Consider the following 13,298-nt stretch of genomic DNA (forward strand, 5'->3'; position numbering starts at 1 on the left):
TTATGTAAAACTTTGCAGGCCATATGCCACTATTTTTGCCACAATAAGGTGAAATAATGTCAAAATAATAGACAATATGATTGTAGTGTAAAAGAGTGGAACAGGATCTAAGTTTTCAGTTACAATAGATTCTGTCCGTTTAAAAAAGGTGTCCCAGTGCAAGAAGCGTCTTCTACCAGACCTTTTAAAAGTTTAAGTGTGAAAATACTCTTGTGGATTTTGCTCACAAGTTCCATGCTCACAACAGTCTTTACTTTCTTCTCACTCTATCTGGATTATAAAAACGAAACAGATTTGATGGACATCACCGTAGAGCAGATTAGAAAAAGTACGGTATCAAGCCTTGGCCGCTCTCTTTGGGATATTAACCTTGAACAGGTTGAGGCCCAGATTGATGGGATTATGAAAATCAATGACGTTGTTGAAGTGGCCGTCTTTGATGAAAATGGTGACAAACTTGTCTCTCAAGAAAAGACCTATAAAAAATCATTTACCAGCAAAAGAGAATTTGAGCTTACGCATTTAACAGTTGAAGGTGAGAAGCATCTTGGAAAACTTTTAATCGTTTTAACAGAAGAAAATATCTACGACCGTTTAAAGACAAAAATCATCTATATCTTTCTTACTCAGGCCCTTAAAACATTGATGATCTCTTTTATCATTATCTTGATTATCAATCGTTTCATTCTAAAAGATCTAACTAAGCTTTCACTGTTCTTTAAGAATTATGATGAAAAATCTATGGAAGAATATGTCATTCCTAAAAGAGATCTTGAAGGCAGCACCTACGATGAGTTGGACATGCTTCACAGTTCTATTGAAAAGATGAATCACGTGATTATAGAATTCAATACCAAGATGAAAGAAGATATCGAGAAAAAAGATGTCGAGCTTCAAAGGCAAAAGGCCTATGCTGAAAATGCAAGTCGTCTGGCAAGCTTAGGTGAGATGGCCGGTGGGATCGCTCATGAGATCAACAATCCATTAATGATTATTTCAAGTTCTTCAGATCTCATTAAGCGCTCATTGACTTTAGAGCAACCTGATCTGCTTAAAATTGAGAATATGAACGATAAAATCAAAGCAACAGTAAGACGTGTTGTTGATGTTGTTCAAGGACTTAAGAAAATTGCACGCAATGCAGATGACGATGAATTAATGCCGGTAAAAGTCGATCATATATTGCATGATGCCACGACTCTGTGTTTTGAAAAATTTAGAAACGATGGCGTTAATCTTTCTGTTCAAGTTAATAATGAATTGATGTCTCAGCAGGTCTTGTGTCGTGAAATTCAAGTCAGCCAAGTGCTTATCAACCTTTTGAACAACTCGTTTAAGGAGATTGTCGAGAGACCGGATAGCTGGATTAAGATTCAAGTTGAAGATAGAGGACAGGATATTGAGTTTGCTGTCATGGACAGTGGAAAAGGGATTCCTGTTGAGATCCGTGATAAAATCTTTGATCCGTTCTTCACTACTCGTAATCAAGGGGAAGGGACAGGGCTAGGACTTAGTATTTCGCGTACCATTATCGAGCAGCAGGGCAGCCAGCTCCACTTAGATACGGACTGTGAAAATACACGATTTTTCTTTAGGCTCAAAAAGGCGTAAAGGTAATTTGTTTTTCCCAATATCCGTTTGACAAAGAGGGGCAAGCTTTTGCATAGTCAGGGTCCTGATTCCCGGAGAATTGTATGATTTATTTTGATTATGCCGCAACGACGCCGGTGTGCGAAAATGCTTTAGCGGCCCTAAACGAATCTTTTCAAAATGATTTTGCCAATCCTCACGCGGCCTACACTTTATCAAAAAAATTAAATGCAAAATTAGAAGCTAAAAGAGAAGAACTTCTCGGACTTCTTGGGGCGAAAAAGGGAAGTCGACTTATTTTTACGTCCTCGGCCACTGAGGCCAATAATATGGTCTTACAAGGTTTGAATTTAGGACCTAAGGCCACAATTTTAAATTCTCCAGCTGATCATCCTAGCACTGTTAAAGTTGTTGAGCATCTGGGCGAGAATCACAATATTGGTCATTTTGTTTTAAATAGTCATGGTGTTGTTGATGAACAAAAACTTTTGGCCATGATCGATGGAACGACTTCTTTGGTCGTTTTCACTCATGTGAATAATATGAGTGGAGTCATTACTGATGTGTTTGATTTAAGTAAAAAAATAAAGGCCATCAATCCAAAATGTCACATCCATGTTGATGCTGTTCAAAGTTTTGGTAAAATTCCTTTTACACTTAAAGATAGTATGATTGATTCGCTTTCCATTTCAGCTCACAAAACATATGGGCCTAAAGGTTGTGCGGCCCTTTATCTGCGTGAAGGTGTAGAGATTAGGCCAATGCTTATTGGTGGTGGACAAGAAGGCGGACTGCGCTCTTCAACAGTATCATATCCATTAATAAATGGATTTTTAGCTGCAGCAAATTGGTCTTTAGATAATCGCGAAGAAAAGTTGGCCAAAGCGAAAAAATGGAATTTGTGGCTTAGAGAAAAAATGCAAGGTGTTCATAAAAATATCGCCTTTCCATTTTCTCATGTAGATACATCTCCCTATGTAATAGGTATGCTCTTTCGAGGCATTTCAAGTGATATCCTTCTTCGTCATCTCGAGATGAAAGAAGTTTATATTTCAAGCTCATCTGCTTGCTCGTCAAAAATTAAAGGACAGAATCCGACATATGATGCTCTAGGTATCGCTGTATCGGATCATAAGTCTTTTATGAGAGTTTCTTTTGGAGACATGACGACAGATGAGGATTTTAACAATTTTATTTCAATTTTTTCGTCAGTCATTGACGATATCAGAATGCTCATTAAGTAGTAGGGGACATAAATGTATAAGACACTGGTTTTGAACGTTGCAGAGTTATGGCTTAAAGGAAAAAATAGACCACTTTATTTTAAGGCCCTTAAAAATCATGTGAAGTCTGTTGTGAAATCTCATCACGTGGGTGAGTACTCTCTTCGCAATGAGCAGCATCGCCTTGTTCTAAGATTAGAAAATGAAGCTACCGAAGAACTTATTAAAGGTATTTCTTGTATACCTGGTTTGACTTCATTTACTCCTGCTCTAACTGTTGAAGTTGATGTTCAAGCAATTATGCCAGCAGTTCGTCGTGAACTTGATAAACTAGAAGGCCAGAAAAAAACATTTAAAGTTGTATCAAAAAGAGTGAATAAATCTTTCAAAATGGGATCTATGGATCTTAGCCAACATATTGGTGGAGAAATTTTGAAAGAATATAAAAATCTTTCAGTAGATATTAGAACGCCTGAAGTTATTGTGGATCTAAAAGTTCTTGATGAAGATATTTTTGTTTCAACAAGAACAATCCAGTGCCCTGGTGGTTTACCAGTTGGTACAAGTGGTCATCTTGTCAGTTTACTCTCTGGCGGCTTTGATTCTCCTGTTGCCAGTTACATGATGGCCAAAAGAGGTTGTCGCCAAGAGTTTATTTTCTTCTATGCCTACCCATTTGTTGGTGAGGAAGTTAAAGAGAAGATTATTTCAATTTCAAAAGTTCTTGCTCGCTATCAAAATGGATGTCGACTTTATGTTGTCCCATTTGGTGACGTACAAAATCATATTTCAAAACATTGCAAAGAAGATTATCGAACTCTTTTATTTAGAAAGTACATGATGGAAATTGCCAGTATGCTGGCCGATAAAATTGGCGCTGATGCTCTATGTACAGGAGATGCTCTTGGTCAGGTATCTAGTCAAACAATATTTAATATGGCCACTCTCGATAAGGCCTCTAAGCATCTTATTTTGAGACCTCTAGTAGGTCATAACAAACTTGAGATCCTCGATCTTGCAAGACAGATTGAAACTCATGATATTTCAATTATTCCCCATGATGATGCGTGTGCACTTTTTGCACCGAAGCACCCAGTAATTCGCCCACATTTAAAATACTGGGAGCATTTCATCGAGAATAACGATGTGACGGAAATTTTAGAAAAAGCACTAAATGAAGCAGAGATTTATAAGTTCAATCCAAAAGGTGAAATTCTCTCGTAAAAATATTTAAGTGTTTCTGTCAGTTTTTTGTAAAATTATGAAATGACTCATTTTTGCCCTTTATGGAATCCTCATGAACTCCTATTATAATAGGTAGGATAACCATATCGGAGCAAAAATGAAAAAATCCTTTATACCTCTTTTAATGCTGTCTGTTCTTTCTCAAAGTTATGCCAACGAAAAAAAACCGGACATGACACCAGACCCGAAGAAAGAGCAATTTGTTGGTCAAATCATTAAAAAGGTTCTAGAGAACTTCCACTATAAAAGAATGGACATAGATGACAGCGTATCAGTTAAGGCCTTTGAAGAGTTCTTAAAAAGAGTCGACTATGCAAAGCAATTTTTAACAGCTGACGATGTAAAAGAGCTTCGTAAGTATCAGTTTAAAATGGATGATCAAATGGAGACAGGTGATCACCAACTCGTAAATAAAACAATCGAAATTTTATCGAAGAGAATTAAAGAGGCCGATGGTTATAGGGAAGAGCTTTTCAAAAAAGGATTTGATTTTTCAAAGGATGAAACAATCGAAGTTGATCCGAAGAAAAAAGAATTTGTTAAGAGCGAAAAAGACCTTAAAGACCAGTGGAGAAAGACGTTTAAGCATTCTGTGCTAACTCGTTATATTGCCATTTCAGAAGATCAAGAAGATCTTGTAAAAAACAAAGGTAAGAAAGACGATAAGTCTGAAAAAGATAAAAAAGCTAAAAAGAACAAAGAAGAGAAAATCTTAACAGATGCTCAAATGCGTGAAAAGGCCAATGAGTCTGTTAATAAAAAGTACAAAAGATTTTTTGAAAGACAGTTACAAGAAAACAGAGGTGACTACTTCGAGAAATACTATAACTCTCTAGCTACTATTTATGATCCGCACACAACTTATCTTCCACCTAAAGCAAAAGAAGATTTTGACATTGATATCTCTGGTCAGTTAGAGGGAATTGGTGCTGTATTACAAGAAGATGAGGGCTATATTAAAGTCGTTACGATTGTTCCTGGTGGAGCAGCGTGGAGACAAAAAGGTCTTGAAGTCGAAGACGTGATTGTTAGTGTTTCTGAAGGTGATAGTGAACCAGTTGATCTTGTTGGAATGAGAGTAGAAGATGCTGTTCGCTATATTAGAGGAAAGAAAGACACAGAAGTTAGATTAACTGTTAAAAAGGCCGATGGGACAAGAAAAGTGATTCCAATTGTACGTGATGTCGTTCAAGTCGGTGAATCTTACGCAAAGTCTTCGGTACTACAAATTAAAGGTTCTAAGCAAAAAGTTGGATACATCTATTTACCAAAATTTTATAGAGATTTTGAAAATCAAAAAATTAATTGTACAGAAGATGTTAGACAAGAACTACGCCGTTTAAAGGCCCAAAAAGTTGACGCTGTTATTTTAGACTTAAGAAATAATGGTGGTGGTGCACTTGAAGATGCACGTGAAATGTCAGGTCTTTTCATCAAAGAAGGACCTATTGTTCAAGTTCGTGATAGCCGTGGTGAAAACGAAATTAAGGCCGATACAAATCCTGGGATCGAGTACGATGGTCCACTTGTTGTTATGATCAACCGTTTTAGTGCTTCAGCATCTGAAATTTTAGCGGGAGCTATGCAAGACTATAAACGTGCACTAATTGTTGGGGGAGAGTTCTCTCACGGAAAAGGAACAGTTCAAGCGGTTTATAATTTAAATCAAGGGCCATTCCTGTCTCGCTTTGCTCCTATGATGGGGGCCATGAAAATTACTATTCAGAAGTTCTACAGAGTAAATGGAGATTCAACTCAGTATAAAGGTGTGACTCCAGATGTGATTCTTCCAGATCCATTATCTTATGCAGAAAACAGAGAACAAGATTTAGAATACTCTTTGCCATGGGATAAAGTTCAGGCCCTAGATTACACAACTTGGAATAAGTTTTCTTACAATGTTCCAGAAGTAACGAAAAAATCAAAAGATCGTGTGTCTAAAGATAAGTGGTTTAAGAAAATTCAAGAAAATATCGATTATCTTGCGAAACGTAAAAATGATACGGCATTTACTCTAAATCTTGATAAGTTCAGAAAAGAAGAAGAGAAAAATGAAAAAATCATCGAAGAATTAAAAGTAAATCCTGAATTCAATGAAATTCAAGTTTCAAACTTTGAAGCATCTCTTCGTTCCCATGAGAAGATTAAACCAGGTGATGAAAAGCATTGGAAAGACGACTTTGAACAAAGAAAAAATGATTGGGTAAAAACTCTTAGAAAAGATGTTCAGCTAAGAGAGACAATGGATATCGTTTCTGATATTCTCTCAGGCCAATCCGTTAAAGAATTTAGAGTCGCAAGTGGGCTTGTTGAAAAGTAGAAGTAAATGACAAAGAAAATTGAAACGTATGTTGAAAATAATGACCTCAATGAAATTATGCTAATTCTTGAGGAGTTAGACGATGAGAAGTTGGCCGTGGAATTGTTAAAGGAATTTAACGATAAAACAAAAGTTCACGGGCAACTGATCCTGGATATGAACAGCAATCTTGATAACGAAGAATGGAAGGTCAAATGTGATAAGGCCCGTCAAGATGTTGAAGCTGTTGTTCAAAGAATCAAATCTTTAAAGTAGGTTGTAATGGGTGGAAGTGGACGCGATGATTGGGATTTCAAGGTTGATGTAGATAAGGCCGATACTTCTGATCAAAATGACAAGGAAGTCGTCAAAAAAATCGCTAAAAAGGCACAGACACCCAAAGACCTTAAAAAGTCTTTAGTAAAAAAAAGTGATAAAATTGATCTTGATTATTCTCGTGTGAGTGAAAAAATCAGTCGCGCCGAGGATGCAAGAAGGTTGAAGGCCGAAGAAATTGCGGCCAATGAATCTGTTCATGATCATGCCTTGGGGCCAGATATTGTGACAAGGGCGAAGGCCTTTATCATTGATATTTGCTTTTGCTTAGTTGTTGTTGGAGCGTTATTTATTTACGATAAGATGCTCTTTAAAATGCCTAGATTTCTCATTCATATTATCCCACAAGATATTCGCAGTTATGGGGATCAGTATATTATTGGCCTATCATTTTTCTTAGTGGCCTATTTTATTTTTGTCATTCTTTTTACGACATTCACTGGAAAGAGCATTGGTAAGAAACTTTGCAGAATTGTTGTTATGTCTCGCGATGAAGCGCCTGTACACTTTTATCAAATCATTTGGCGTGAGGTTTTTGTAAAACCCATTTCTGTTCTCAGTATCATTGGCATTCTCTTTTACTTTATTGGTGGTAAAAGAAGAATGCTTCATGATTATTTAAGCGGAACTTCGTTATTCTACTATTAGTTTTTGTAGGAAGTCAGATTGTGAGCTAACTGTTTCAAGGGCCACTTCTTTTGAGATAAGTCCATCTTGATATAGTTTCATAATATGACCATCAAATGTCTGGCATCCATGGCTTTTGGCCATGATATTGTTCAATCTCGCTAGAGGCTCTTCTCCAAGAATACATTCACGAACCCCTGGGCTTGTAATACAGATTTCTTGGGCGACGACTACTCCTTGCTTAGAATTTGATTTCAAAATTCTTTGGCAAATAACGGCCTGTAGTGATTCTGAAATTCTTTTTCTTGCTTCTTCTTGTTCTTCTTGGGGAAACATTGAAATAAGACGGCCCACTGTTGAGATTACATTTTTAGTGTGAACAGTTCCAATAACAAGGTGACCAGTTTCACTGGCCTTAAGGGCCGTAGAAATTGTTTCCGCATCACGAAGCTCACCAATTAAAATGATATCCGGATCTTGTCTCAAGGCCGAGCGAAGGGCGCTCATAAAATCGGGAGTATCTTTTCCTATTTCTCTTTGTGAAATACGACATTTTTTCTGAGGGTGAAGAAACTCGATAGGATCTTCAATCGTCACAATATGGGCCTGTTTATTTTCATTGATATGATTAATCATAGCGGCCAAGGTTGTGGTTTTACCAGACCCTGTTGCACCCGTGACTAAGATCAGACCTCGTTTATTTTCACAAATTTGATAAAGGGTAGAGCTAAGATTGAGCTCAGCGATGGTCGGGATATTCATATTGATAATTCTAAAGATAATCCCGTAGCGATCGGCAAAACGAAAGACGTTATAGCGCAAACGGCTAACATTTTCTATTTCATAGGCCCCGTCAACTTCATTTATTGAGGTGAGATTGTCGTCGATTTTTTTCAACGCACCTACGATGCGGCTAATATCTTCTATATCTTTGTAAGTGAACTGTCGGTTCGATTTTACGGGATAAAGTTCTCCCTTGATTCGAAGCGCAGGAGCTTCTCCTTCACGTATATGAATATCACTGGCCTTATTATCAATAGCGACCTGAATTAGACTGGCTAAATGTTCTTTCTTAAATGGCATGACCTTCCCCTTAGAAATATTTTACATACAAACCCAGTGGATTCAAAGCATCAAATGACTAACGTTTTGAAAATGTACGTTTCAAATTTTGTCATGTATAATCTGAGCATGGCCGAAAAGATTTTAATTATTCGATTCTCTAGTTTTGGAGATATTGTTCAAGCAATGGGAACATTGGCCCCCTTGCATCGAAAATTCCCTGAAGGGAAGGTGCACTGGCTAACTCGTTCAGATATGGCCGGACTTTTGGCCCATAATCCTAGTGTTGATAAGCTTTGGTCGTTTGATCGAAAAGTTGGGCTTAGTGGACTTATTAGACTTGCCCTCGAGCTTAGAAAAGAGCGCTTTACTCATGTATATGACGCTCATGTAAATATTAGATCTCTAATAGTTTCACTCATTTTAAGATGTCGTTTTTCATCACCTCATTTTTTAAAAAGAAGTAAAGAGCGCTTCAAGCGTATTATGCTTTTTAAGTTTCGTAAAAATTATTTTCCTAAACCCTATCGCGGAATGATTTCATTTCTTACCCCATTAAAGAAATGGGCAGTAGATTTTGATGAATCGTCTTTATGTCATGATTGGAATTTTGCGGAAAGTGAAAAAAGTAAGGTACACCAAATCTTGAATGAGAAGGGTCTTATGGCCAATGAGTTTGTTGCTCTTGCACCATCAGCCGCATGGGAAATGAAAAGATGGCCTCTTGATCATTGGGCCGAACTAATAAAATTACTTCCCAATCATAAGCTTGTAATCTTGGGTGGACCTCAGGATCATTTTTGTGAAGATCTTGCGGCCATTGCGCCAAACAGGACTTTTAATCTTGCAGGTAAATTATCTCTTATGGAAAGCTCTTATCTAGTAAAACTCTCTAGTGGACTTGTGAGTGCTGATACGGGACTCATTCACGTGGCCGATATTCTAGGTAAAAAAGGACTCGCTCTACTTGGGCCAACAGCTTTTGGATTTCCAACTAGTCCTTTGATTCAAATTGTTGATGTCAATCTTCCTTGCAGACCTTGTACAAAAGATGGAAGAGGCAAGTGTTCTATGGATGTTTATCAAAAATGCATGGTTGATATTGGGCCACAGAGAGTGGCCCAATTAGTGACTTCATTTTTTAAGAATTAAGTTTTTTTCTCATTTCCCAAAGCAGATGACTGATATAGGGTCTTCTACTTTCTTTGGTCGAAACCATCAGAAGTTTTGTGATTTTTAAATTATAAGGATCAGAGAATAAGAGAATCAATAGCTCTTGGATATAATTCGTCGATAGGGTGATGTAGTTGTCTGTACCAACTCCTAGATGAACACCTTTTTTCTCCCACCATGAAAATGGGTGATCTTTATAATCTGGGAATGATCCAGTGAGTTTTAAATTTGATGTCGGTAGAGCAACAAGTGAAACTTGCTTATGAATCATTCTGTTAAGAACATCGTGTTGGTAATGCTCAATTTCTCTTGCAGCATGGAATTTTGTTTTTATAAACTGAATTTCTTCCTCAGCATTAATAGGAATACCTTTTAGAAGTTTTTCTTTAACGCTTTGGTCATACCATTCCATATCTAAGATTTCTGATTCCTCAGAAGAACCCGGAGTTATGGGTTTAGAGTTTTTATTATTATCCATAACTCTTTGGAAGAGACGGTGAAAGTAGAAGTTAGGGTTAATCCCAAGACTTAATCCGTGCTCAAGAGTATCGATATGCCAGATGTTCATAGAGTTATCCACTGACTGGACACCCTTTCTTAAAGTTTTCCACGTCTCACCATGGTGAGAACGGATGCTAAATCCATTGTACTGAAGTTTTCTTAGCCCACTTCTAAGTTCATCGAAATGTACTTTTCTATAGAGCTCTTTCTCATCACCAACAGTATCAACTTCACATAAGTATTTTTTAAGTTCTGGTCTATTGGCGATGATGTCTAGAATACTATCGACCTGTGCAATAAAATGCTCTTTTTTCGACTTAAAATTTTCTTTATCATAGAAATCGAGTTCTTTTCTAAAGCTAGGTGAAAGAATAAAATCGAAGAATGGATTTTCTTTTTTAAAGGCCATGAATCCATCGTAAAGACCGTACACGACATCTTGTTCTGTAATCTCGTCTAGACCTGGAATTTGTTCACTTTCAATTCCTGTTGAACGAGATAGTGTAAACTTAAGACGAATGCGTCCAACATTATATTTTTCGTAAAGATCACGGGCCATGTGATAGGCCGCTTCGTAGTGGGCCTCTTTAGAATTTAAAATTAATTTTGGAAGATAGAGAATTTTTAGATATTGCTTAAATTGTTCACCTTCTTTAAGGCGAATTAGATTATCAACATCTTCAACTGAATTAATTGGAATACTATCTTCTCCATAAACTTCTTTAATCTTTTTTTCATAGATTGCCTTATTCTTTCCTTCTAAGAGAACTTTTAAGCGTGGATAGATAAACTCCGCACTTAAAGAACCAGTTAGATGAATATGCTCTTCATGATAAGGAAGAGGAAAGGCCTTAAAAAAACTAAAGAGAGATTGAGAAAGAGGGTGGCCTAGTAAAGTATCCATTTCAACTTCATCGCTATGGAATCCAACAAGAAGTCTATGAAATTCTGAAATTGGTTTTGCCATGGCCGGATTGTTCATGATACTTGGCGCATGCTGAAGAAGCTCAAGTGTATCCCAAAGTGAAATCCCATTCGTTTCACTAATAACTTTTACTAATTCTTCGTAGAGTTGTTCTACAATTTGATCGCGTTTTGGCATAGTTTTAACCTTTATTTAATGAGGAACTCGTAAGCGTTTTTTATTTTGGAAAAGTTCTCTGAGGCCCGCTCGATACAAGTGCTGGGAACCCCATGTCCTGAGAGTACATCAGGATGGAAAGTTTTTGCTAATTTTTTATATCTTCGTTTAATATCTTCACTACTTGCACTGCTATCAAGCATCAAAAGTGCAAAAGCACTATCTCGGTCATTTTTATTGAGTTCTGGTAGATGACCAATGGCCTTAAGAATAAAGATATGTTCTCTAAGTGCTTCTTTTAGTGATGCTAAAGTGTATGAAGGAGCTAGCGCTTGGATACATTTTAAGTAGGCAAGGCTTGAGGCCATTCCTGTATTGTCATTAATTTGATTCACTTCACTATAGAGCTTATACGCCTCTTCTCTTTTCTCTTTTACGTAATAGAGATGGATTATTAGCGCGTTTTTAATATCTAGATCGTTTGAATAGAGTTCTTTAGTCCAAATACTAGGCACCATCGATTTTTCTATAGCATTAATAACTGAATATATCTTTACAATACTAATGATTGTCTTAAACGAAAGAGGCCTTTCTTTAAAATTTTCTAAAAATTTATTTTGCAGAATTTCTTTTAAATTAGAACACAGTTCACTTGCTTGAATTTTTAAACCGATCTCTCTTTCAATCGATTTGGCACATTCTCTAAGTTCCTGACTATCTCCCCACTGAAGGGAATCAAATAGCGCAAGAGATTTTTTTACATCTTCGCTATGCTTAGGGTCGGCAGAAAATGTTTTCAGTGTTGAAACAATATCACTAGCATCAGTTTTAGAAGTAATTTGCTTAGTCGCTGGAGAGTTTATACCGCTGTTGATTTGCAGCATATTCTTCTTTTTCATAATTAGTTCATCGAGATCGACATCTCGCTTTAAGGGGCGTCCTGTGACTTTTTCATAGAACCATTCATAGAGAGCAGGCAATAATGTCTTTGAAAGGATATATGCAAAGATAGACAGAGCAATAAAGTTTACAATTACGTCAATTCTTATATTCATACTGGCCAACAATACCCAACTTTTAACAGTTGCAAAAAGCTATTAGAATAATCTAATGATATCCAAAAATACAAAGAGTGACTATGAAGTGGAACATTAGACCTATCGAGCTTGAACTTAAATTTGATTGGAAGATTTCAAGAAATACCAGTACAAAAAAAACAAACTATGTAATTGAAGTAGAAGAGGGAGACTTTAAGGCCAAAGGCGAAGTCGCTCCAAATATTCGTTACGGAGAGGATGGAGAGAAAATCCTCCAAGAATTTACCCAGTTTCTCAAAGAGAAGCCTCAAAAATTCGATTCAATCGAAGAATTAACAAAATTTCTAAAAAGCTTAGATATTTCTTATTCTTTAAAATTTGGAATTGAGGCGGCATTCGTTGACTATATTTCTCAGATTAGTGATCTGACAAAGTATAGATTACTTGGCACTAATAGCGTGACGCAAATTAAGACATCTTTTTCAATTCCAATTATGGAAACTGAAAAACTTGCAGATTTTATCAATGAATATAAGCTTGAGCGCTTTGATGAATTAAAAATAAAAATTGATAAAAGTAGTGTAGAAGCCGTTCAAGTTATTCTTGGCAATTATCCGGGTAAATTACGCTTGGATGCTAATGAAGCTTTTGAAAATGCTGACGAAGTCTTGGCCTTTCTCGCTCAAATTGATTGTGAACGAATCAGCTTTTTAGAGCAGCCTTTGAAGGCCGATAATCATGATGAGGCACTTTCTTTAAAAGAAAAGTCTCCGGTTATGATTTTTGCAGATGAATCTTTGACTCATCATGAAGTATCTCAATACTATGCAGAGAGATTTCATGGCGTGAATATAAAATTAATGAAGGCCGGAAGTTATTTTCAGGCCTTAAAGCAGATGAGAAGAGCAAAAGAGCTAGGCCTTAAAACAATGATTGGTTGTATGGTTGAGAGTTCGTTAGGGATTTCACAAACCTTTCCCATTTGCCAAGGTGCCGATTACTTAGATCTAGATGGTTGTTTATTGATTAAAAATGATCCGTTCAATTTAGTAACAGAAGAAAAAGGTCGCTTATTCTTCTCACATCTACACTAGTCAACAAGGTGAGTCGGGGGCATATTCGTC

The 13,298-nt window shown here is 36.7% G+C and carries 11 protein-coding genes; 8 read left to right on the forward strand and 3 right to left on the reverse strand.

Features of this window, described 5'->3' with window-relative positions; genetic code table 11:
* Nucleotides 1–198: 198 nt before the first annotated feature.
* From M899_RS04535 to M899_RS04560, 6 genes are all read left to right on the forward strand, one after another.
* A complete protein-coding gene (locus M899_RS04535) occupies nucleotides 199–1,611 on the forward strand; it encodes a sensor histidine kinase (RefSeq protein ID WP_155897086.1) in 1,413 nt (470 codons plus the stop codon).
* Nucleotides 1,612–1,694: 83 nt separating this feature from the next.
* The gene (locus M899_RS04540; RefSeq protein ID WP_021270280.1) at nucleotides 1,695–2,834 is read left to right on the forward strand and encodes a cysteine desulfurase family protein; all 1,140 of its coding nucleotides are present in this window, start codon (nucleotides 1,695–1,697) and stop codon (nucleotides 2,832–2,834) included.
* Between the two features lie 12 nt (nucleotides 2,835–2,846).
* Nucleotides 2,847–4,037 carry a tRNA uracil 4-sulfurtransferase ThiI gene (thiI, locus tag M899_RS04545; protein WP_021270225.1) on the forward strand — a complete coding sequence of 397 codons (1,191 nt, stop codon included), beginning with the start codon at nucleotides 2,847–2,849 and terminating at the stop codon, nucleotides 4,035–4,037.
* 118 nt (nucleotides 4,038–4,155) lie between these two features.
* Entirely contained in the window at nucleotides 4,156–6,378 is a 2,223-nt protein-coding gene (locus M899_RS04550; protein WP_021270288.1) for a carboxy terminal-processing peptidase, read from the forward strand.
* Between the two features lie 6 nt (nucleotides 6,379–6,384).
* Nucleotides 6,385–6,633 (forward strand): hypothetical protein, encoded by a 249-nt coding sequence (locus tag M899_RS04555; protein WP_021270234.1) that lies wholly within the window; start codon nucleotides 6,385–6,387, stop codon nucleotides 6,631–6,633.
* Nucleotides 6,634–6,639: 6 nt separating this feature from the next.
* Nucleotides 6,640–7,341: an RDD family protein gene (locus tag M899_RS04560; RefSeq protein WP_021270229.1), complete on the forward strand. Its 702-nt coding sequence runs from the start codon at nucleotides 6,640–6,642 to the stop codon at nucleotides 7,339–7,341.
* Here the strand turns inward: M899_RS04560 and M899_RS04565 are convergent.
* A complete protein-coding gene (locus tag M899_RS04565; protein WP_021270277.1) occupies nucleotides 7,327–8,403 on the reverse strand; it encodes a type IV pilus twitching motility protein PilT in 1,077 nt (358 codons plus the stop codon). The two genes, M899_RS04560 and M899_RS04565, sit on opposite strands and share 15 nt — an antisense overlap.
* Nucleotides 8,404–8,511: 108 nt before the next feature.
* On the opposite strand from M899_RS04565, the gene M899_RS04570 reads away from it, so the two are divergent.
* Nucleotides 8,512–9,534: a glycosyltransferase family 9 protein gene (locus tag M899_RS04570; RefSeq protein ID WP_034727916.1), complete on the forward strand. Its 1,023-nt coding sequence runs from the start codon at nucleotides 8,512–8,514 to the stop codon at nucleotides 9,532–9,534.
* Here the strand turns inward: M899_RS04570 and M899_RS04575 are convergent.
* Nucleotides 9,524–11,158 (reverse strand): adenosine/AMP deaminase, encoded by a 1,635-nt coding sequence (locus tag M899_RS04575; protein ID WP_021270271.1) that lies wholly within the window; start codon nucleotides 11,156–11,158, stop codon nucleotides 9,524–9,526. The genes M899_RS04570 and M899_RS04575 overlap by 11 nt on opposite strands.
* 11 nt (nucleotides 11,159–11,169) lie before the next feature.
* Nucleotides 11,170–12,192 (reverse strand): J domain-containing protein, encoded by a 1,023-nt coding sequence (locus M899_RS04580; protein WP_021270190.1) that lies wholly within the window; start codon nucleotides 12,190–12,192, stop codon nucleotides 11,170–11,172.
* A gap of 83 nt (nucleotides 12,193–12,275) precedes the next feature.
* Here M899_RS04580 and M899_RS04585 point away from each other — a divergent pair, with 83 nt between their 5' ends.
* Nucleotides 12,276–13,268, forward strand: a complete 993-nt coding sequence (locus tag M899_RS04585) for an enolase C-terminal domain-like protein (RefSeq protein ID WP_021270222.1) — start codon at nucleotides 12,276–12,278, stop codon at nucleotides 13,266–13,268.
* The last annotated feature ends 30 nt before the right edge of the window (nucleotides 13,269–13,298 follow it).

It is taken from the genome of Bacteriovorax sp. BSW11_IV, assembly GCF_000447755.1.
GTDB lineage: Bacteria > Bdellovibrionota > Bacteriovoracia > Bacteriovoracales > Bacteriovoracaceae > BSW11-IV.

Bases quoted from the DNA above. Each gene is read 5' to 3' on its own strand.
- M899_RS04575 (WP_021270271.1), bottom strand. From the start codon at position 11,158: ATGCCAAAACGCGATCAAATTGTAGAACAACTCTACGAAGAATTAGTA.
- M899_RS04565 (WP_021270277.1), bottom strand. From the start codon at position 8,403: ATGCCATTTAAGAAAGAACATTTAGCCAGTCTAATTCAGGTCGCTATT.
- M899_RS04585 (WP_021270222.1), top strand. From the start codon at position 12,276: ATGAAGTGGAACATTAGACCTATCGAGCTTGAACTTAAATTTGATTGG.
- M899_RS04570 (WP_034727916.1), top strand. From the start codon at position 8,512: ATGGCCGAAAAGATTTTAATTATTCGATTCTCTAGTTTTGGAGATATT.
- thiI (WP_021270225.1), top strand. From the start codon at position 2,847: ATGTATAAGACACTGGTTTTGAACGTTGCAGAGTTATGGCTTAAAGGA.
- M899_RS04555 (WP_021270234.1), top strand. From the start codon at position 6,385: ATGACAAAGAAAATTGAAACGTATGTTGAAAATAATGACCTCAATGAA.
- M899_RS04550 (WP_021270288.1), top strand. From the start codon at position 4,156: ATGAAAAAATCCTTTATACCTCTTTTAATGCTGTCTGTTCTTTCTCAA.
- M899_RS04540 (WP_021270280.1), top strand. From the start codon at position 1,695: ATGATTTATTTTGATTATGCCGCAACGACGCCGGTGTGCGAAAATGCT.
- M899_RS04580 (WP_021270190.1), bottom strand. From the start codon at position 12,192: ATGAATATAAGAATTGACGTAATTGTAAACTTTATTGCTCTGTCTATC.
- M899_RS04560 (WP_021270229.1), top strand. From the start codon at position 6,640: ATGGGTGGAAGTGGACGCGATGATTGGGATTTCAAGGTTGATGTAGAT.